The organism is Lactococcus nasutitermitis (assembly GCF_018403765.1).
GTDB classification, from domain to species: domain Bacteria; phylum Bacillota; class Bacilli; order Lactobacillales; family Streptococcaceae; genus Lactococcus; species Lactococcus nasutitermitis.
The window spans coordinates 148,669-170,383 of the sequence record NZ_BOVQ01000005.1; the positions used below are offsets into that span (position 1 = coordinate 148,669).

A 21,715-nucleotide genomic window follows, 5' to 3' on the forward strand; every position below is an offset into this window, starting at 1 on the left:
TACTTTTTCTAAAAATTAAAAAAAGAGGGACTGTAAGTCTTGTTACAGCGCGGTTTAGGAGTAGAGATGGTTATACAATGGTTTCCAGGACATATGTCAAAGGCACGTCGGCAGGTTCAGGAGAATTTGAAATATGTGGATTTTGTGGTGGAGTTGGTGGATGCACGTTTGCCGATGAGCTCGCGCAACCCGATGTTGGGGCAGATTATTGGCGAAAAACCACGGCTTTTGGTGCTGAATAAGGCTGATTTGGCGGATAAGTCAGAAGTGAAAAAATGGTTGGATTATTTTGAAGGTCAGGGATTGATGACTTTGGCGATCAATTCAAAAGAGGATTATACGGCAAAACGATTGACTGTAGCGGCAAAGAAGTTGATGGCTGAAAAAATACAGCGGAATCGGGATAAGGGCATTCAAAATAAAGCTTTGCGGACGATGATTGTTGGCATTCCTAATGCTGGAAAATCGACGTTGATGAATCGTTTGGCGGGAAAAAAAGTTGCTCAGACTGGTAATAAACCGGGAGTGACAAAGGGACAACAATGGATTCGGACAAATCCTGAGCTGGAAATTTTGGATACGCCGGGGATTTTGTGGCCGAAATTTGAAGATGAATTGGTTGGTTTGAAATTGGCGCTGACTGGAGCGATAAAAGACAAACTTTTGCCGATGGATGAGGTGACAATTTTTGGTTTGCGTTATTTTTGTGAGAATTATCCTGAGATTACAGCGAAACGTTTTCGGATGACGGATGCTGATTTTGAGCTGGAAATTCCTGAGTTGATTATGGAATTGACTCAGAGATTTGGTTTTCGTGAGGATTATGAGCGTTTTTATACATTGTTTTTCAAAGAAGTGCGTGATGGGAAATTGGGAACTTATTGTTTAGATAAAGTGGATGAAAATGGCGACAATTAACGAAATAAAAGAATTTTTGACAAGTTTGTCAAAAATAGATGATCCTCGTTTTGTGGAAATTGAACAAGATGAGCGCAAAGGAGTGAAAGCAGCAGTTAAACAGCGTAAAAAACAGATTTTGACAGAACTGTCAGAAAATCTGCGACTGGAAAATTTGCTGGAATTTGAAAAAAATCTTTATGCGCAAGGAATTGAGCTGATTGCTGGAATTGACGAAGTTGGGCGCGGACCGCTTGCAGGTCCAGTTGTTGCAGCTGCAGTTATTTTGCCAAAGAACTGTAAAATTGCGGGACTCAATGACAGTAAGCAAGTGCCAAAAAGTAAACACCAGCAAGTCTTTGATGAGATTCAAAAGCAAGCGTTAGCGATTGGAATTGGCATCATTGATAATCAAAAAATTGATGAAGTGAATATCTATGAAGCTACGAAAATCGCGATGTTGCAGGCTTTGACAGGTCTGTCAAAAAAGCCAGAACACGTGTTGATTGATGCGATGACGCTTGATATGACAATTCCACAGACGAAAATCATTCACGGGGATGCGCGGAGTGCCAGCATTGCTGCAGCTTCGATTGTTGCAAAGGTCACACGAGATGAAATGATGCGCGATTTTGCAATTCAATATCCTGGATATGATTTTGAACACAATGCAGGATATGGTACAGCAAAACATTTGACAGCCTTGTCAAAACAGGGAATTACACCAATTCACAGATTATCTTTTGAACCTATCAAATCAATGAAAAACACAGAAAATTAAATTTCTGTGTTTTTATAATATTTATCCAAAATTTCAATTTTGAGTGCTGATAAATCGCTCTGTGAAGCGGTTAATGCGCTACGGAGAAAAAGTTTATCTTCGACATTGACAATTCCCTTGAACTCAACCTGCGGATAATCAGAATTGACCATCAAAATGTGTGCTTTCATTTTTGACAGTTCTGTCAAAAGAACTGGGACATCTAAAAGAACTGTCCGAGCTTGATAAGAGTAATTTTTCAGCGCTTCAATGTTACGATTGGGAATAAATGTTGTTGCCCCATCTGTACTAATGACCGTAATTGAACGAATCCCAACGCTCTTAACAACGCCCTCAATATTTAGATTTGCAAAAGCCACAGTGTCACCGACATTAATCTGATGTTCAACAATAATGAAAAAACCGTTAATCACATCAGCAACCAAATCACGTCCAGCAAAACCAAGCGCGACACCAAAAATTCCAGCACCAGCAAGAACACTTCCAACAGGAATGCCCAAAATTCCTAACAAAGTATAAATATAAAGAAAAATTGTCACATAATGAATACCGCTTGTTGTTAAACGGGAAAATGTCAATATCCGCGCTGTATCTGTCCACTTTTTCTCAGCATAATTTTTGAATAAACGCCGCACAATCCGTGCCGCAAGATAATAAAAAATAGCAAAAAGAACAGTCAACACAGCGATATCAAAGACTTTAGCCAGTAATATCTCACCCATTTTTGCCCAATTAATAGTTAAAAAATTCATACGATATCTCTTATTTTCTGAAAATTTTCTTGAATTATAGTCAAAAAAAGACTATAATTCTATTATATCAAAAATTTTTATTAGAAGCTTTGGAGGAATTATTTATGAGCATAGACTTAGACTGGGAAAATCTAGGATTTAACTATCGCGAATTACCATTTCGCTATATTTCACATTTTAAAGATGGCAAATGGGATGCTGGCGAATTAACAGGAGATGCAACATTGCACATTTCTGAAAGTTCACCTGCTTTGCATTATGGTCAGCAAGGTTTTGAAGGTTTGAAAGCTTATCGCACAAAAGATGGTTCTATCCAGCTTTTTCGTCCAGACCGTAATGCTGCTCGCCTGCAAAATACAGCACGTCGTTTGCATATGGCAGAAGTACCAACAGACAAGTTTATTGATGCTGTAATGCAAGTCGTCAAGGCAAATGAAGACTTTGTGCCACCTTATGGGACTGGAGCAACATTGTATTTGCGCCCATTGCTGATTGGTGTAGGTGGAATTATCGGTGTTCATCCTGCCGACGAGTATATTTTCACAATCTTTGCAATGCCTGTCGGAAATTATTTCAAAGGTGGGTTGACACCAACTAACTTTATCGCTTCACATGATTATGACCGTGCAGCACCATTTGGCACAGGAGGTTCAAAAGTCGGTGGGAATTATGCAGCTTCGATTGAACCCGGCGAAAAAGCGCACGCAGCAGGTTATTCTGACGTGATTTATCTTGACCCTGCTACACACACAAAGATTGAAGAAGTTGGTTCAGCAAACTTCTTTGGAATTTCAAAAGACGGTGAATTTGTTACACCGCTAAGTCCATCAATCTTGCCATCTATCACGAAATATTCACTCCTCCAACTTGCAGAAGAACGTTTAGGACTGAAGCCTGTTGAAGGTGATGTTTACATCAATGACCTTGACCGTTTTGTTGAAGCAGGTGCTTGTGGAACAGCCGCAGTCATTTCTCCAATTGGACGAATTGATAATGGCGATGACAAACACGTTTTCTATTCAGAAACAGAAGTAGGACCTGTGACGCGCCAACTTTATGACACACTTGTCGGCATCCAATTTGGTGATGTTGAAGCACCAGCAGGCTGGATTTATAAAGTAAAATAAATATGATAATTTTGCTTTCTCTGAAAAGAAAGTATTCTAATTCGACTAAAAAACAGTTTAGCGTTTCTAAGTTAAACTGTTTTTTTTATTAAAGTAAAAAAGTAAAAAAGTAAAAAACCTTTTACTTTTGTTTATAATTGTCAGAAAATATTGCTTTTTGTCGGATTTTTTTGTAAAATATAAAGTATGACATTTTCAAAGAGAGGTTAGTATGAAAAAAGAAGCTGAAAAAGCCTTACAAAATACATTGTGGCGTCCAGAATTTGAATCTGATGCTTGTGGTATGGGTTTTATCGCACAAATAGATGGAAAAGCAAGCCACAAGCTTGTTGAACACGCCTTGTCTATGCTCACTCGGATGAATCATCGTGGTGGGACAGGTGCAGAACCCGAAACAGGAGATGGTGCAGGAATGCTCCTTGCCATGCCTCATGATTTTTTTGTTAAACTTGCGAAAGAACAAGAAATTGAACTCCCCGCAGCAGGAAATTATGCTGTTGGACAGTTTTTTTTGACACGTCAAGAAACAAAGCAACGTGAAATACTTGAAGCGATTAAGGCGGCTGTTAAAGCACAAGGACATGAGATTTTATTTATTCGTTCAGTGCCATATAACTATGAAGCTTGTGGAACTTCAGCACAAAATATTATGCCAGCATTTGCTCAAGTGATTATCGAAAAGTCTGATAAATGTCTCGCTGGTCGAGCCTTTGAAGACTCATTATTTGAAGTCCGACGTTCGCTTGAAAAACGTTATGATGAGGACGATTTTTATATTTGCTCATTATCAAGTAAGACCTTAGTTTATAAAGGAATGCTTCATGCTTATCAAGTGCAACTTTTCTATCCTGATTTATCAGATGCAGATTTTAAGAGTCACATTGCTTTGACACATAGTCGTTTCTCAACCAATACATTTCCATCTTGGAATCGTGCGCAACCTTTCCGTTTTTTGGCGCATAATGGTGAAATTAACACCTTGCGTGGTGCTGAAAACTGGATGAAAGTTAATAACATTGAGATGTACAATGAAGAAAATTCAGACTCAGCAAAATTAGAAAATTGTATGGAATATCTTTACCGTCATGGACGTGATATTCCTGAAAGTTTGTTGATGATGATTCCTGAAGCTTGGGGAAAAGAAGCTGGATTGAGTCCAGAACTATCCGCTTTCTATGAATATGCCACAAGTCACATTGCACCTTGGGATGGACCAGCTGCGCTTGTCTTTACAGATGGTACAATGGTTGGTGCGCGCCTTGATAGAAATGGTTTGCGTCCAAGTCGTTATTCAATCACGAAAGATAATTTCATGATTTTGTCTAGTGAATCAGGCGTTGTAGATATTCCAGCGAGTGAAGTTGTTGAAAAAAGTGTGCTTGGACCCGGAAATATGATTTTGGTAAACACCGAAACAGGTGAGATTATCCGCAATGAAGCTGTCAAAAAACACTATGCAAGTCAACAGCCTTACGAAAAATGGTTAGTAGAAGGTTTGAAAACAGTTGATGATTTGCGTGATTCTGTGAAAGTAGCAGATATTCCTGAAAAATCTATCAATGCGATGTGGAAACTTTTTGGATACAATGACGAAATTATTCGCACAGTAATGTTGCCAATGGCAAGTGCTGGCGAAGAACCAATCATTTCAATGGGATTTGATGCACCGCTTGCAGTCTTGTCTGACCAAGCACAATCTCTTTATACTTTCTTTAAACAACAATTTGCTCAGGTAACAAATCCACCAATTGATGCTATCCGTGAGCGCGTAGTCATCGGCACAGAAACTTATCTTGGCGAGGATGGAAATCCAACATTTGCAAGTAGTGATAATGTCCGTAAATTAAAATTAGCAAGTCCAGTATTGTCAACAGCAGATTTTGAAAAAGTCTTAGCTTTGAAAGAGGAACATTATCATACAGAAGTCGTTTCTACTTTATACAAAGAAGATGATATTTTGGAAAATGCACTCAATAAACTTTTTTATCGAGTTGAAAAGTTAGTGAATGATGGTGCGACAATTATTGTGTTGAGCGATCGTGATTTTGCAAAAGGAAAAGTTCCAATGCCGATTTTACTTGCAATGTCTGGCTTGTATCATTATATGTTAGGGCGTAAAGTGGCTAGTAAATTTGCGATTATCGTGGATACGGCAGAGGTGAGCGAAGTACATCATTTTGCTGCTCTAGTTGGTTATGGTGCATCAGGTATTCATCCTTATGGTGCTTATGCAACGTTAAAAGATTGGGGACATGGTTCTGCTAAAGAATTAGATAATTATCGTCATGCTGCTGAAAAAGGTATCATCAAAGTCATGAGTCGTATGGGAATTTCAACTATTGTTGGCTATAAAGGCGCTCAACTTTTTGAAGCGATTGGTCTATCTAAAGAAGTGGTTGATAAATACTTCACTGGTACAACAACGCGTATTGGAGGGCTTTCTCTAGCACAGATTGAAAATGAATATCGTCAACGTGTTGAAAAAGCGTATGGACATAAATCACAAGATGCACTTGAAACAGGTGGAAGTTTCCAATTTCGTGCAGATGAGGGAGAACATCATGTCTATGATCCAATCATGATTTATAATGTTCAAAATGCTGTACGTCAGAATAATTATGAACAATTTAAAGAATATGTGGCTCACATTGATCAAGAAAATGAAAAGAAGCCATCTAGTCTGCGCCATATCTGGGAGATTAAGTCAGATAGACCAGTGGTATCGATAGATGAAGTAGAGCCTGCAACAAGTATCGTCAAACGATTTAAAGTTGGAGCGATGAGTTTTGGCTCACTTTCACAAGAAGCACATGAATGTATTGCTGAGGCGATGAATTCGATTGGTGCAAAATCTAATTCTGGCGAAGGTGGAGAAAATGCGAAACGTTATGGCACAGAGTATAATTCAAAGATAAAACAAGTCGCTTCAGGACGTTTTGGCGTTTCAGCAGCTTATCTCATGAGTGCTGAGGAAATTCAGATTAAGATTTCGCAAGGTGCAAAACCGGGCGAAGGTGGTCAACTTCCTGGACGTAAAGCTTTTCCTTGGGTTGCTGAAGTACGTAATTCAACACCCGGTGTGAGCTTGATTTCTCCACCGCCTCATCATGATATTTATTCGATTGAAGATTTGTCACAGCTGATTTTTGATTTGAAAAAAATCAATCCTTATGCAAAAATCAATGTTAAACTTGTTTCTTCAACGGGTGTTGGAACGATTGCAACGGGCTGTGTCAAAGCAGGTGCTGATAAGGTAGTTATTTCTGGCTATGACGGAGGAACAGGTGCTTCACCTCGTAACTCTACACGTGATGCTGGATTGCCTTGGGAAATGGGACTTGCTGAAGCACATCAAACATTGACAATGAACAATTTACGTGACCGAATGACTTTGGAGACAGACGGAAAAGTTGTCACAGGACGCGATGTGGCGATTGCTGCAATGTTGGGCGCTGAGGAATATTCTTTTGCTAGTTTGGCACTGGTTGCGATTGGTTGTATTATGACACGAAATTGCCATTTGAATACTTGTCCTGTTGGTATTACCACGCAAAATCCAGAGTTACGTGCGCATTTTATGGGCAAATCTGAACATATTGTTCGTTTGATGTTCTTTATGGCTGAAGAATTGCGTGAAATCATGGCAGAACTTGGATTCCGTTCAATTAGTGAGCTTGTGGGTCATGCAGAATTGCTTCATGCACAAAGCGATGTAGCAGATAAGGCGAGAGGATTGGATTTCAGTCGGATGATTGGTCAAACTTTACCGATTGCCCAAAAACATGAAAGTCCTTTTGCGGAAACTCGTCCTTGGCGTGAATTAGATGGCTTCACACAGGCTTCACTTGAAGCTGGAGCAGTTGCAACGGTAAAAGAAAAGATTAATAATGTTAATCGGACAGCTGGTGCTCGAATGGCAGGCTGGGTTGCGGAACGTTATGGCAACTTTGGCTTGCAAGATGGTGCGGTCAAGTATGAATATACAGGAATTGCAGGGCAATCTTTTGCTTCTTATGCAACAGCCGGAATGGAAATTACTCTGATTGGTGAAGCAAATGACTATATCGGAAAATCTTTATCTGGTGGACGTTTGATTGTCAAGCCACCACTTGATGCAGCTTATGATGTTGAAAATACAGCAATCATTGGTAATGTTTCTTTATTTGGTGCAATTCGTGGAGAAGCTTATTTCCGTGGACGTGCTGGGGAACGTTGTGGAGTTAGAAATTCTGGTGCGCAATTTGTTGTTGAAGGAACGGGCGACCACGGTTGTGAATATATGACAGGTGGAGTTGCTGTAGTTCTGGGGAGAACAGGTCGTAACTTTGGTGCTGGTATGTCTGGTGGTGTTGCTTATGTCTATGATGTCAACGGAGATTTTGCTACCAAAGTCAATCATGAAATGGTTGATTTGTACAAGGTCGGAGAAACAGATGACGATGAAGTCTTGCAACTTTTGCTAGAAAATCATTTGGCTTATACAGATTCTCAGAAAGCAAAATATATCTTGGAACATTGGGAAATAGAAGTAGAGAAGTTTGTCAAGGTTTATCCAAGAGAATATCATCATATCAAAGATGTTGAAAAAGAATTGGCACAAACTGGTTTAGCTGGTGAAGAACTGATTTATGAAACATTTGAGAAAGTACAAGGAGAATAAGCAGAGTCAATATGCTGATTGGAGGAAAGAATGGCTGATCCAAATGGATTTTTGAAATATAAACGTGTTGATAACCCTTATCGGGAATTGGCTGATAGAATTCGCGATTTTGCTGAGTTGCAAATTCCGATTTCTAATGAAGAACGGCAAAAGCAAGCGGCGCGCTGTATGCACTGTGATGTTCCTTTTTGTCATGATGGAATTTTCTATGGTGGAAAGCGTGCAGTATCTGGTTGTCCGAATGATAATCATATTCCTGAATGGAATGACTTGGTTTATCACGGAGCTGTGAAACGTGCTTATGAGCGGATGAGTTTGACAAATCCTTTTCCTGAATTTACTGGGCGCGTGTGTCCAGCACCTTGTGAGAAAGCTTGTGCGGATGCTTTAAATAGTGCTGGAATTACAATTAAAGATAATGAACGTTTTATTGGCGATACAGCAAATGAAAATGGCTGGGTCTATGAAATGGGCGAAGCGGGTGAGCGAACAGGTGTGAAAATTGCGGTGATTGGTTCTGGTCCCGCAGGGCTTGCAGCAGCTTGGCGACTTAATCGTCTGGGACATTCTGTGACTGTTTTTGAAAAATCTGACCGTTTTGGTGGATTGTTGATGTATGGAATTCCTAATATGAAGTTGGACAAGCAGGTTGTACAGCAGCGCATTGACCTCATGGAAAAACTTGGTGTTGAATTTGTCGCTAATACCGAAATCGGGAAAGATTTGACTTATGAGGAATTGGCTGAAAGTTATGAACGTGTGATTTTAGCGATTGGTGCTGGTGTTCCGCGTGATTTGCAAGCGCCAGGTCGAGAGCTGAAAGGTATTGAATTTGCTGTAGATTTCTTGACAGAAACGACGAAACAACTTTTGGAAGCAGGCGAAGATAAGCTTCCTAAAACTTTAGAAGGTAAAAAAGTCGTGGTTATCGGTGGTGGTGATACAGGAAATGACTGTATCGGTACAGCGGTTCGTCTTGGCGCTGCAAGCGTTTGCCAACTTGAAATCACGCCTAGCTTGCCACTTGAACGTAAGAGTAATAATGCTTGGCCTGAATGGCCGATGGTGCTAAAACATGGCTATGGTCAAGAAGAGGGAGCTTTTGTTGGCAATGAAGATTTGACACAATATACAGTTACGGCAACAGGGTTTATTGATGACGGTGCTGGAAATGTGGCTGGTTTGAAAGTGAGTCAAGTTGGACCTGGATTTAAGTTGATAGATGGAACAGAAGAAGTGTTAGAAGCTGACCTTGTGTTACTTGCTATGGGATTTGTTGGCGCAGATAAAAGTGTTTTTGATGCTTTTGGTGTACAGGAAATTTATGATGATTATAAAACAAATAATCCTAAAGTTTATGTGGCTGGCGATGCTAGACGTGGACCGTCGCTTGTTATCTGGGCAATCCGTGAGGGACGCAAAACTGCTGAGGCGGTTGATGCTGTGATTATGGAGAATGTGAGAGTTTAAATGTTTACAAAGCAGAAAGTCAAGGATTTTTTGCTTTGTTTTTTATTAACTGGATAATAGTGGGAGTAAAGAAACTTTTCGAACTTTTTATAGAAGAATTTTGCTATAATTATTGAAAGAATATAGAATTTTGAGGATGATTATGAAATTACCATTTGTGAATAAAGAACAGCTTGATGATATTGTGGCAGAATTTCCTACGCCGTTTCATTTGTATGATGAAAAGGGAATTCGGGAGAAGGCGCGTGCGCTTTATCAGGCATTTTCTTGGAATAGGGGATTTAAGGAATATTTTGCTGTGAAAGCAACGCCAAATCCTGCGATTTTGAAGATGTTGCATGAAGAAGGTTGTGGTGTGGATTGTGCGAGTTATGTGGAACTTTTGATGTCTAAAAAATCTGGTTTTGATGGCTCGGAAATGATGTTTTCATCGAATGATACGCCTGCTGAGGAATATTTGTATGCACGGGAAATTGATGCGACGATTAATTTGGATGCTTATGAGCATATTGAATTTTTGAAAAATCTGGCGAGGTTTGAATTTCCAGAGACGATGAGTTTGCGTTATAATCCTGGTGGTGTTTTTGCTATGGGAACGCAAATCATGGATAATCCTGAGGAATCAAAGTTTGGTATGACGAAGGTTCAGTTTATGCAAGGGATTAAGGATTTGCAGGCTTTGGGTGTGAAACATTTTGGAATGCACAGTTTTTTGGCATCAAATACGGTAACGAATGAGTATTATCCTGCTTTAGCAAAGCAGTTGTTTGAGTTTGCTTTGGAAATTCGTGAGGAAACGGGCGTCAGTCTTGATTTTATCAATTTGTCTGGTGGGATTGGTGTGAATTATCGTCCTGAGGAAAAAGCGAATGATATTGCGGTGATTGGTGCTGGTGTGCATAGAGTTTATGATGAAGTGCTAAGTGCAAATAGTTTGGGAAATATTAAAATTTTTACAGAATTGGGGCGTTTTATGTTGGCGCCGCATGGTGTACTTGTGACACGTGTGTTGCATTTGAAAGAAACTTATCGGAAATATGTTGGTGTGGATGCAAGCAGTGTTAATTTGATGCGGCCTGCGATGTATGGCGCTTATCATCATATTACGGTGGCTGGCAAAGAAAATGAGCCGGCAACGCAAGTTTATGATGTGACAGGTGCTTTATGTGAAAATAATGATAAATTTGCTAAGGAACGTGATTTGCCTGAAATAGCTGAGGGAGATTTGTTGGTTATTCATGATACGGGAGCGCATGGATTTTCGATGGGTTATCAGTATAATGCAAAGCTGCGTAGTAGCGAGATTTTGCTGGAAGAAGCTGGGGGGGCTCGGATGATTCGTCGTGCGGAACGTCCTGAGGATTATTTTGCAACGCTTGATGGCTTTGACTTTGAAATTTAATCTGATGAGTTACTGACAAATTTGCTTAAATTTGATATAATGGAGTGTAAAATACGAAAGCGATATTATTTTTGAAAATTTTTTGTTTTTATGATTTTTGACAGTCCTAAATAAACAAACTAGCCTATCCGTAAGTGAGGCGAGCTCACAACGGCTTTGCTATGTCAAAAAAATAATGAGACAAAAATGAGAAAATTTGCGCTAAATTAGGAGATTATAAAATGCCATTGTGGTTAGCTATTGTACTTATTGTTGTTTTTGCTCTTGCCGGTTTTGCGGGCGGGACTTATTATATGCAACGTCAAACGAAGAAAATGTTGATTGAAAATCCACCATTGAATGAAGATGGTGTGCGATTGATGATGTCATCAATGGGACGTAAACCAAGTGAAGTGCAAGTTCAACAAGTCTTGCGCCAAATTCGTGCGGCTGCAAAGCAAGCAGACACTAAGAAGAAAAAATGATATAACAGTGAGAAATATACTTTGCTTGTGCAAAGTATATTCGTCTTTTGTCTATCATTATTTTTGACAGAGCGAAGCCGTTGTGAGCTTGCTCACTCATGATGCGAATGGACAGTGTAGCGAAGCGGAGATACGGATAGGCTAGTTTGTTTAGCTAGTTCTGTCAAAAATAATTTTAGCAGTAATAATGGATTTTGACAGAATTGTCAAAAATAAAAATAGAGTTTGGGAGGAAATATGGACAACAGAGCAATTGGATTACTTGATTCTGGAGTGGGAGGATTGACTGTTGTCCGCGAAGTTCTGCGCCAGCTCCCCAATGAGAGAATTGTTTATATCGGAGATACACGGCGGGCGCCATATGGACCGCGAACAAGTGAGCAGATTTTAGAGTTCACTTGGGATATGGTTAATTTTTTACTTTCAAAAGATGTGAAAATGATTGTCATGGCGTGCAATACGGCGACAGCTGTGGCACTTGATGAAGTCAAGGCAAAGCTGGATATTCCTGTGCTTGGCGTGATTTTACCGGGCGCTTCATCGGCAATCCAAAAGACAAATGGGAAAAAAGTTGGTGTGATTGCCACGCAAGCTACCGTGAAATCTGGTGTGTATCAAACAGCAATTCAGACAAAATCACCTTCTGTAAAGGTGCAAAGTCTTGCCTGTCCTAAGTTTGTGCCGATTGTCGAGTCCAATGAAATGGAATCTGAGATTGCCAAAAAAGTGGTTTCTGAGAGTCTGCAACCTTTGCTAGGACAAGTAGATACGCTAATTTTGGGCTGTACGCATTATCCATTGTTGCGTCCTTTAATTCAAAAAGTGATGGGGCAGGAGGTCAAACTTATTGATAGTGGAGCTGAAACGGTACGTGATATCTCTGTTCTGCTGAATTATTTCTTGATAAATGGCATGGAGCGTGAGCAGTTGGCGCATGAATTTTACACGACTGCTGGCGTTGAAACTTTTCGGGAAATTGCTGAAAATTGGCTGGAATTGACAGAAATAAATGTGCAGCATACGGATTTTGGAGAATAAAATGACAGAAATTTTTGAAGTTAAAACAGCGGAAGATTGGTTTGTTGGAAGTTGGGCGACTTACGGTGGGGTTACATTTTTTGATAGTGATGATGTGCGCTGGGAAACGGCGAGCTTGCTTGATTATTTGATTCGCTTGGTAAGGCCTGAAAATGAAGGTTTAACATTGCAAATTCAGATTTTTCGATTGACAAATTGGTCGGTATTGATTGATTTTATTGTCAAAAAACTCAATGAAAAATATCAACTCGAACTTTCTGTCAAACAGCGTTCTGGTGTGATTTTCGTTGTCAAAAATGATGAAATTATCTGGGATTTGCTTCCTGAGAAGCCTGTCAAATTTGATGAACTTTTTGACAAAACTGTCAAAAAAATTGACGATGCAAAAACCTTACTGATTGCCACGCGAAATGAAGGGAAAACCCGCGAATTTCGTGATTTGTTTGCGGATTTTGGCTATACTATCAAAAATCTAAATGATTTTCCAGAACTTCCAGAAATTGCGGAAACTGGCATGACTTTTGAAGAAAATGCGCGGCTCAAGGCAGAACAAATTTCTGAAATCACAGGAGAAGTCGTTGTGGGAGACGATTCGGGCTTATCCGTAGACTTGCTTGGTGGACTTCCCGGAGTTTGGAGTCACCGATTTGCTGGTGAAAATCCAACAGATATTGAAAATATGCAAAAACTGCTACATGAGCTTGCTTCAACAGAAGTGACGCCAGAACGTCGCAGCGCGCATTTTCACACGACACTTGTTGCGGCACGTCCGAATCATGAGAGTTTAGTGGTTGAGGCAGACTGGCCGGGCTTCATTGCTGTGAAAGCGCAAGGTGAAAATGGCTTTGGTTATGACCCTATTTTCCTTGTGGGAAATGGCGATAAAACAGCAGCAGAGCTGAGTGCTGACGAAAAAAATAAACAGTCACATCGTGGACAAGCTCTGCAAAAATTGATGAAAGAATTGCCAGTTTGGTTGGAAAATTGATTTTGACAGAACTGTCAAAAAATAAAATAAAGCTTTTACATAATTTTTGAAGTAAATAATTATGTAAAAGCACAAAGGAGACAGTCATGTTTGTAGTTTTATCTGATTCTCATGGAGAACGTGCGGTAATTGAGGACATCAAAAAGCACTACGAGAAAACGGCATCTGCTATTTTTCATTGTGGTGATTCAGAATTGCCAAGTGACGATGAGATATGGGAAGGAATTACAGTAGTTGCTGGGAATTGTGATTATGACCCAGGCTATCAAGAATTTCAGCTTCAAGAAGTTGAAGGGAAAAAAGTATTACTTGCTCATGGTCATCTGTTTTATGTTGGTTTAGGCTTGGAGCGTTATTCTTATTTTGCCGAGGAAAAAAATGCAGATATTGCTCTTTTTGGACATATTCATCAGCCAGTAGCGCAAAAAATCAATGATATTCTCTATCTCAATCCCGGTTCTGTTGCTCAACCACGCGGAAAATATGATATTAAAATGTATGCTGTAATTGAGATTAAAGGTAATCATTATACCATTTCCTACCGTAATCTGAAACATGAAAAAATTGCTGATTTGCAATTTGAACTTTAAACAATAAATGAGAAACGTCTCATTATTTAGGACTAAAAATCAAAAAACGTCATTTTAGAAACAGGGAGGAATGAACGGATGATTGATAAAAAAATTGAAGATTTTCTTTTAAAGCAAAGCGATACTTTTGTAAAATCGGCAGATAGTGTTGCAGTTCTCAATGAGGAACACAAGATTGCGCACGCAAAATTGCTACTCAGCCAATATAAATATTCGCGCGTTCCCGTGCTAAATAAGGAACGGGAATATATTGGTGTTCTTGGTTTAAACGAGATTGTCGAATTTGAAATGTCACATGATTTTTTCTATGAAAAATCAGAAAATACAGCCATTTCTGAGATTGTCAATACAAATGTGCCAACAGTGCAAAGAAGTTTTGGCTTGGAAGAAGTGCTGCATCTACTCGTGAAAGAACCTTTCATTCCCGTCTTGAAAGGTAAAAAATTTGACGGTATTATTGCTCGTCAAGAAATTCTGAAAGCTTTCAATGCCTTCGCGCATGATTTTACAAAATACTATGACATTACCAAACGAAATTGATGGCTTTTTAGCCAGTAAAAATTTTTCAGCAAACACAAAATCCAACTACAAATATGATTTGACACAGTTGCTTGATTTTTTTGCTGGAAAAATTCTCAATGAAACAACATTAGAACTTTATAAAAATTCTCTTAATAATCGCTCTATTGCGGCGCAAAAACGTAAAATTTCGAGCTGTAATCATTACCTGAGCTACCTTTATCAACAGAAAAAAATCGAGCATTTTTACAAATTAATTCCAGAAAAAACGAGAGCAAAAGTGGAGCCAGAACTAACGACAACTCGAATGAAAGAATTTCCGGAATTTTACGCTCCTTTGCAATCTCCAGGTCAGTTTTTGGCATTGATTATTTTAGAATTTGGCTTGAACTTTTCAGAAATTCAGCAGTTGAAATGGGAAAATTTTGATTGGAAATTTAAGATTTTAACGATTGAAAAACGAGGAATTAAGCGTGTTTTGCCCATTCGAGAAAAATTTTCTCTCCGTGTAAAAAATATCACAAATGCAAATGAAGTTTTTAATAAATCACGTCAATTTCTCTATATAGAATTAAAGAAATTTACCAGCGCAACATCAAAGGAAATCAGAGAACAGTACATTCTGCGCCAGATTCGCTCTGGAAAAACAATCTATGAAGTCGCAAAATTATTAGGCTTATCGACGATTGTAACATTAGAAAAATATTATAAATAAGCGTGTGGCAAAGAGAAAGTAAAATGACCGAAGAAATAAAAATCAGAATAAATGACTTTGAAGGCCCACTTGACTTGCTTTTGCACCTTGTGAGTCAGTATCAGATGGATATATTTCAAGTGCCACTTGTTGAAGTCATTGAACAATATCTGGACTATTTGCATAAAATGAAAAAGCTCGAACTGGAACTTGCTGGGGATTATATGGTCATCGCAAGTCAGTTGATGCTCATAAAATCTCGTCGTCTCCTACCTTCTGTTGCTGAAAATTTTGAAGAAGACACGGAACAATTAGAGTATGAATTATTGGCGCAAATTGATGAATATCGCAAATATAAAAGATTATCACAAGATTTAGCGGATTTACATGACGTGCGCAGCCAGTTTTACTCTAAAGCAAAAACAGAAATCATCACTGAAGAAACGCAGTTGATGAAAGATAAGACAACGATTGATTTATTTTTAGCTTTTAGCAAAGTATTAGAGCTACAACGTCAGAAAATAGAAGACGAAAATACAACCATCGAAACAGAAAAATATACGATTGAAGACAAGATTTTAGAACTTTCAAGTTATTTTGCAGAGTATAAATCCTGTAAATTTACAGATTTATTTTCAGAAAACAGTACGAAAGCAGAACTTGTCACAACGTTTATTGCACTTTTAGAACTTATCAAAAATCAACAAATTGCTTTTCGGCAAGAGCAACTTTTTGGCAATATTATCCTTGAAAGAAAGGCAGAAATCACTCATCTTGAACAAAACAGCAACTTGTGAACTTTTACTTTTTGTATCTGGCGAAGCTGGATTGACTTTGTCAGAACTAGCAACTTTGACAGAACTGTCAAAACAAGCCTGTCAGCAACAAATTGAACATTTACAAGAAAAATATCAAAAAGATGGCGAATCAGCCTTGACAATCATTGAAACGGCGGGCAAATATCGCTTATCAAGCAAGGAAGAATTTGCAGATATTTTAAAAAATTATGCAAAAACGCCACTGAATCAGTCCTTATCAAAATCGGCACTAGAAGTGCTGTCAATCATTGCTTACAAGCAACCATTGACGCGTTTAGAAGTCGATATGTTGCGCGGAGTCAATTCATCAGGAGTGCTGAGTACCTTACGTGCTTATGATTTGATTGAAAAACAAGGGGAACTTGAAGCTCCTGGACGACCAAGTCTCTATGGCACAACGGAATTTTTCTTAGATTATATTGGAATAAATGACTTGAGCGAATTACCAGAAGTTGACGAAACAGAATTTTTAGCAGAAAAACAGGTTTTATTTGGCGAGGAAAATACAGAAAATCTCGCAAATGAAGAATTATCAAAGGAAGAGGAAGAACGTGAGAATCAATAAATTTTTAGCCCATGCAGGTGTGGCGAGTCGTAGAAAAGCAGAGGAGCTGATTTTAGCTGGTCGCGTGAGTATAAATGGCGCAACAGTGCGAGAATTAGGCAAGCAAGTCGAAACAGGAGATAGTGTTGAAGTCAATGGTGTCGCGGTTTATAATGAAGAACCGGTTTACTTTTTGCTCAATAAACCGCGAGGTTATATTTCTTCAGTCAGTGATGATAAAGGCAGACAAACGGTGATGGATTTGATGCAACGTGAGAAAGCACGGATTTATCCTGTGGGACGTTTGGATTGGGACACTTCAGGTTTACTTTTATTGACCAATGATGGAGAATTTACAAATCTGATGACGCACCCAAGGCACGGGATTGATAAGGTTTATATTGCCAAAGTTGAAGGGCAAGCCAATAAAATCAATCTGCGTCCGTTGACACTGGGAATGAAGCTGGAAGGTAAAAAAATCAGCCCTGCACAGTATGAAATCTTAAAGCAAGACAAAGAAAAAAATAGCTCTGTTGTCCAACTGACTATTCACGAAGGGCAAAATCATCAAGTCAAAAAAATGTTTGCCGCTGTTGGACTTCCAGTTAAAAAATTGAGCCGTGTACAATATGGCACGCTGACACTTGATGGCGTACCTTCAGGAAAATATCGTCGTCTCAACAAAAAAGAAGTGTCACAACTGGTCAATCAAGCAAAAATAGATTGAAATGTTTCTGTCAGCGATGGCAGTTTTTTTATGAGTTGTTAGTCTTGACATTGTCTTAAAAACTATGATAAGCTATTTAAGGCTTTGCTTGATAGCAGGCTTAGTTTCACCTATCAATTAAAATAGGATTATTTTATATAAAGGAGACATTTTATGTCTAAAGTTCTTATTGTTAAGGCGCACCCACGTTCTTCAGAAAATTCTTATGTTTTGCGCGGGTTAGATGCTTTTATTTCAGCTTATAAAGCAGCACATTCTACAGATGAGATAGAAATACTTGATGTTTTTCATGCAGCTATTCCAGCATTGGATGAGGATATTTTGAGCGCTTGGGATGATTTGCGTGCAGGGAAAAAATTGGAAGAACTCACAGCTGAACAACAAAGAAAATTAGCGGATTATGATAGTTATGCAGCTCAATTTTTGGCGGCAGACAAGATTGTGATTGCCAATCCACTCTGGAATCTTAGTATTCCTGCAAAACTTCAACAATGGGTTGAAACGGTTGCTGTTCCTGGTAAAACGTTCCGTTACACAGAAAATGGACCTGTTGGGCTTGCCTCAGGCAAAAAAGTGCTTCATATTCAAGCTTCAGGCGGTGTTTATCATCAACAAGATTTGGCGACAACTTATTTGCACACACTTTTGAAACTTGTTGGGATTGATGATATGGAGGATATTATCCTTGAAGGACATATGTATCAACCAGAACAAGCAGAAGCACTCAGCGCTGATTTTGTTGCTAAAATTGAACAGGCAGCAACTACTTTCTAAAAAGTTAGTTTTTGAGATGCTCTTAACTTAATTCTTGCTTAATTTTAGAGTTAATGATACAATTAGTTTATCTTCAGGGCACCGTGAAATTCGGGACCGGCAGTATTTTGTCTTTGACAATAAGTCTGCGAGGCGTGAAAAGCGTTTGAATCAGTGAGATTCTGATACCGACAGTAACCAGTATTTTTGACAAAGCTGTCAAAAAACTGTACAGTCTGGATGGGAGAAGATGAACAGTTCTTTTGAGCGATTTTTTCTGTATTTATTTTTGACAAAACTGTCAAAAATGTTTTTGCTCAATCATTAACTTGCTTATCAACTCCTCGAAATTTGAAGAATACTATTTTCTTATTTGGAGGCTTTTTTTATGTTTAAAACACGTCGTATGGTCTTGATTGCCATGCTGAGTGCTATTTCTACGATTTTGTTGTATCCACCGCTTCAATTTATTTTGATTCCGAGTGTCAACTTTATGAAGGTAGAATTGTCAATTATCCCTGTGCTTATAGGTGTTTTCACTCTTGGCTTAGCGGATGCTTATATTATCTTGTTCATTCGTAGTATTCTTTGGTTGATTTTGTTCAATCAAGGCCCATCTACTTGGATTGGTCTGCCAATGAACTTTGTGGCTCTGGGCTTGTTTATGTTTTTCCTCTGGCTTTTCACTCACAAAAATCTGACAATCAAAGGTTATGTCGCAGGAAGTGTCTCGGCAATTATTGTCACAGTTCTGGTGGAAATGCTGCTCAATGTGGTTTATGCCATTCCTTTATATGCTAAATTTGCGAATTTCAATATTGCCACAATGTTCCCTGGCGGTGTGAAAGCTTATTTGCTCGGAGGCGTGTTGCCATTTAACACCTTGGAAAATCTAATTTTTGCAGTAGTCTTTGCGATTGTTCTTTCTGTTTTGAGTCGCAATCGTGCCATCAAATTTTACAATGTCTAAAAGGAGAATATCATGACAAATACAAGAAAATTGACAATGATTGCGCTGCTCAGTGCGATTTCATTCGTTCTTTCATTTCAAATTTTTCAATTTCCATTAATCCCAACAGCGAGTTTCCTAAAAATTGACTTCACAATTTTGCCGATTTTGATTGGATTATTTATGTTCGGACTTTCAAGTGCTTTCACAATTTTAATAATTCGCTCCATTCTCTGGCTTTTGCTGGATAATCAAGGTGTGAATACTTGGATTGGTTTGCCAATGAACTTTGTTGCAGTTGCCGTCTTTGTTGTTATTCTCTGGATTTTCCTAAGAAAGAAATTCAGCTTGAAAAATTATATTTTAGCTGCAGTGGTTGGCACGCTCGCTTTGACAGCTGTTATGCTTCTCTTGAACTATGTTTACGCGATTCCATTATATTCAAAATTTGCAAATTTCGATATTGCAACGATGTTCCCAGGTGGCGTGAATGCTTATCTTGTAGCAGTTATTTTGTTTAACCTCATTGAGGGGGCAATTTATGCGGTCAGCTTTGTCATTCTTTACTGGGCATTGCGCGGTTCAAAAGTTGTGAAATTTATCAATGCTGAAAAATAAGCAGACAAATGAAATAAGACTTTGAAGTCTTATTTTTTTATAACAAATTCTTTAAATAAAGCGTTTTCCATGGTATAATATAGTTAGAAAATTATGAAATAAAGCAAAAAATAAGGAAATAAAATGAGAATTTTTAGGGAATTGTGGTGGTTTTTTAAGTCTGAAAAAAAGGGCTATGGCATAGGTCTTTTTTCACTCTTTATGGTGTCATTGACGCACCTTGTGCCACCGCTGATTATTGGGAAAATCATTGACCATATCGTGAAACATACGATTAGTTGGCAGATAGTCACAGAATATCTGTCGATTTTGCTTGTCACGGCGCTTCTGGAATATGGCTTTCGTTATCTTTGGTCCACCAATATCTGGGGTGAAGCTTTTCAATTGGAAAAAATTATGCGTGAACGACTTTTCAAGCATTTTTTGCGTATGGACACGCTTTTTTATCAGCGCAATCGTACGGGCGATTTGATGGCACACGCGACAAATGACTTGCAGGCAATCAATGATGTGGCTGGACTTGGAGTTTTGACGTGGGCAGATTCAGTGATGACAGGTGGAACGACGATTATTGCGATGCTCTTGTTTATTGACTGGCGCTTGACCTTGATTGCTGTACTTCCCTTACCTTTGCTGGCACTTGTGAGTAAAACCTTGGGCGATAGAATTCATGTAAATTTTGAACACGCACAGGAAACTTTCTCCGAGATGAATGATAAGGTTCAGGAGTCGATTACGGGAATGAAAGCCATCAAATCCTTTGGCGAAGAAGCGCAGGATATTGCAGATTTTCAGGTTAAACTGGACGCGATTGATGCTGCTTTTGTCAAGGTTAATCGGATTGATTCACTGTATGACCCGCTGATTACTTTTATCGTTGGTATTTCTTATACGCTGACGATTGCGATTGGTGGTGGTTTTGTCCTACATCATGTGTTGAGTTTGGGGCAGTTGGTCTCTTTTATGACTTATATTGCCAATCTGGTTTGGCCGATGTTTGCGGTTGGCTTGCTCTTTAATGTCATGGAACGAGGTCGTGCATCGTATTCGCGAGTGGATAAGTTACTGGCACAAAAGGCGGAGTCAAAGATTTCTGAGGGAAATCTTGCTCTGCCAGAAACAGGGAATTTACATTTTAATGTGCAACATTTTTCTTATCCTGATGAGGAAAAAACGCGGATTTCAGGAATTGATTTTGAACTGAAAAAAGGTGAAGTGATTGGATTAGTTGGGCGAACGGGTGCTGGAAAATCTAGTATCATCAAGTTGTTAATGCGTGAATTTGACCACTACGAGGGCGAGATTTCATTTGCTGGACACAATATCAAGGATTATAAACTGGATGATTATCTGCCAGCGATTGGCTATGTGCCACAGGAACATTTTCTGTTTTCAATGTCGGTGCGTGACAATATTCGATTTGCCAAAATGTCAGCAACGCAGGCGGAAGTTGAAGAAGCGGCGCGGATTGCTGGGATTGATGAGGACATTCGAGAATTTTCTGAGGGTTATGATACGCTGGTCGGCGAGCGTGGTGTTTCCTTATCTGGTGGACAGAAGCAACGTTTGTCGATTGCTCGAGCGCTTTTGATTCAGCCGAAAATCTTGATTTTGGATGATGCACTTTCGGCAGTTGATGCGAAAACGGAGCGAACGATTTTGGCAAATCTGAAAGCTATTCGTCACAATAGCTCGACTTTGATTGTCAGCCATCGTTTGAGTTCGGTCATGGATGCAGATGAGATTTTGGTGCTGGACAATGGAAAAATCGCACAGCGCGGACAACATGAAGCTCTTGCTAGAAGTGGCTGGTATGGGAAAATGTGGCAAATGCAACAAATTGAGTCAAAATTGACAGAAAAAAAGACTGAAATATTTTTGACAGAACTGTCAAAAAATAAAATGACGGAAAGTGAGGAATAAA

General features: G+C 39.0%; 20 protein-coding genes and 1 riboswitch. Of the genes, 19 read left to right on the forward strand and 1 reads right to left on the reverse strand.

Features of this window, described 5'->3' with window-relative positions:
* The first annotated feature begins 66 nt into the window (after positions 1-66).
* Positions 67-918, forward strand: a complete 852-nt coding sequence (ylqF, locus tag KJS36_RS06650) for a ribosome biogenesis GTPase YlqF (RefSeq protein ID WP_213535919.1) — start codon at positions 67-69, stop codon at positions 916-918.
* The gene (rnhB, locus tag KJS36_RS06655) at positions 905-1,678 is read left to right on the forward strand and encodes a ribonuclease HII (RefSeq protein WP_280520334.1); all 774 of its coding nucleotides are present in this window, start codon (positions 905-907) and stop codon (positions 1,676-1,678) included. The genes ylqF and rnhB overlap by 14 nt, the downstream gene beginning before the upstream one ends.
* Here the strand turns inward: rnhB and KJS36_RS06660 are convergent.
* On the reverse strand, positions 1,675-2,430 hold the full coding sequence (locus KJS36_RS06660; protein ID WP_213535921.1) for a mechanosensitive ion channel family protein: 756 nt from the start codon (positions 2,428-2,430) through the stop codon (positions 1,675-1,677). The two genes, rnhB and KJS36_RS06660, sit on opposite strands and share 4 nt — an antisense overlap.
* A 104-nt stretch (positions 2,431-2,534) precedes the next feature.
* Here KJS36_RS06660 and KJS36_RS06665 point away from each other — a divergent pair, with 104 nt between their 5' ends.
* The 17 genes from KJS36_RS06665 (at position 2,535) to KJS36_RS06745 (ending at position 21,714) form a co-directional block, all read left to right on the forward strand.
* Positions 2,535-3,557 carry a branched-chain amino acid aminotransferase gene (locus KJS36_RS06665; protein WP_213535923.1) on the forward strand — a complete coding sequence of 341 codons (1,023 nt, stop codon included), beginning with the start codon at positions 2,535-2,537 and terminating at the stop codon, positions 3,555-3,557.
* Positions 3,558-3,768: 211 nt separating this feature from the next.
* Positions 3,769-8,217 (forward strand): glutamate synthase large subunit, encoded by a 4,449-nt coding sequence (gene gltB, locus KJS36_RS06670; protein ID WP_213535924.1) that lies wholly within the window; start codon positions 3,769-3,771, stop codon positions 8,215-8,217.
* A gap of 30 nt (positions 8,218-8,247) precedes the next feature.
* Positions 8,248-9,687: a glutamate synthase subunit beta gene (locus KJS36_RS06675; RefSeq protein WP_213535925.1), complete on the forward strand. Its 1,440-nt coding sequence runs from the start codon at positions 8,248-8,250 to the stop codon at positions 9,685-9,687.
* Between the two features lie 142 nt (positions 9,688-9,829).
* Positions 9,830-11,089 carry a diaminopimelate decarboxylase gene (locus KJS36_RS06680; protein WP_213535926.1) on the forward strand — a complete coding sequence of 420 codons (1,260 nt, stop codon included), beginning with the start codon at positions 9,830-9,832 and terminating at the stop codon, positions 11,087-11,089.
* 221 nt (positions 11,090-11,310) lie between these two features.
* Complete coding sequence (locus KJS36_RS06685; protein WP_213535927.1) at positions 11,311-11,553, forward strand: YneF family protein; 243 nt, start codon at positions 11,311-11,313, stop codon at positions 11,551-11,553.
* A gap of 237 nt (positions 11,554-11,790) precedes the next feature.
* Positions 11,791-12,591 carry a glutamate racemase gene (gene racE / locus KJS36_RS06690; RefSeq protein ID WP_213535928.1) on the forward strand — a complete coding sequence of 267 codons (801 nt, stop codon included), beginning with the start codon at positions 11,791-11,793 and terminating at the stop codon, positions 12,589-12,591.
* A gap of 1 nt (position 12,592) precedes the next feature.
* On the forward strand, positions 12,593-13,579 hold the full coding sequence (locus tag KJS36_RS06695) for a nucleoside-triphosphate diphosphatase (RefSeq protein WP_213535929.1): 987 nt from the start codon (positions 12,593-12,595) through the stop codon (positions 13,577-13,579).
* An 86-nt stretch (positions 13,580-13,665) separates the two neighbouring features.
* Complete coding sequence (locus tag KJS36_RS06700) at positions 13,666-14,169, forward strand: metallophosphoesterase (RefSeq protein ID WP_213535931.1); 504 nt, start codon at positions 13,666-13,668, stop codon at positions 14,167-14,169.
* 78 nt (positions 14,170-14,247) lie between these two features.
* On the forward strand, positions 14,248-14,709 hold the full coding sequence (cbpB, locus tag KJS36_RS06705; RefSeq protein WP_213535933.1) for a cyclic-di-AMP-binding protein CbpB: 462 nt from the start codon (positions 14,248-14,250) through the stop codon (positions 14,707-14,709).
* Entirely contained in the window at positions 14,687-15,403 is a 717-nt protein-coding gene (gene xerD / locus KJS36_RS06710; protein WP_213535935.1) for a site-specific tyrosine recombinase XerD, read from the forward strand. The genes cbpB and xerD overlap by 23 nt, the downstream gene beginning before the upstream one ends.
* A 23-nt stretch (positions 15,404-15,426) precedes the next feature.
* A complete protein-coding gene (locus KJS36_RS06715) occupies positions 15,427-16,179 on the forward strand; it encodes a segregation/condensation protein A (RefSeq protein WP_213535937.1) in 753 nt (250 codons plus the stop codon).
* Complete coding sequence (scpB, locus tag KJS36_RS06720) at positions 16,157-16,765, forward strand: SMC-Scp complex subunit ScpB (RefSeq protein ID WP_213535939.1); 609 nt, start codon at positions 16,157-16,159, stop codon at positions 16,763-16,765. The genes KJS36_RS06715 and scpB overlap by 23 nt, the downstream gene beginning before the upstream one ends.
* Entirely contained in the window at positions 16,752-17,471 is a 720-nt protein-coding gene (locus KJS36_RS06725) for a pseudouridine synthase (RefSeq protein WP_213535941.1), read from the forward strand. The genes scpB and KJS36_RS06725 overlap by 14 nt, the downstream gene beginning before the upstream one ends.
* Before the next feature lie 153 nt (positions 17,472-17,624).
* Positions 17,625-18,245 (forward strand): FMN-dependent NADH-azoreductase, encoded by a 621-nt coding sequence (locus KJS36_RS06730; RefSeq protein WP_213535944.1) that lies wholly within the window; start codon positions 17,625-17,627, stop codon positions 18,243-18,245.
* 65 nt (positions 18,246-18,310) lie between these two features.
* Positions 18,311-18,480, forward strand: a riboswitch (FMN riboswitch).
* A gap of 132 nt (positions 18,481-18,612) precedes the next feature.
* Complete coding sequence (locus tag KJS36_RS06735; protein WP_213535946.1) at positions 18,613-19,194, forward strand: ECF transporter S component; 582 nt, start codon at positions 18,613-18,615, stop codon at positions 19,192-19,194.
* Between the two features lie 12 nt (positions 19,195-19,206).
* On the forward strand, positions 19,207-19,791 hold the full coding sequence (locus KJS36_RS06740) for an ECF transporter S component (RefSeq protein ID WP_213535948.1): 585 nt from the start codon (positions 19,207-19,209) through the stop codon (positions 19,789-19,791).
* A gap of 123 nt (positions 19,792-19,914) precedes the next feature.
* Complete coding sequence (locus KJS36_RS06745) at positions 19,915-21,714, forward strand: ABC transporter ATP-binding protein (RefSeq protein ID WP_213535950.1); 1,800 nt, start codon at positions 19,915-19,917, stop codon at positions 21,712-21,714.
* Position 21,715: the final 1 nt, after the last annotated feature.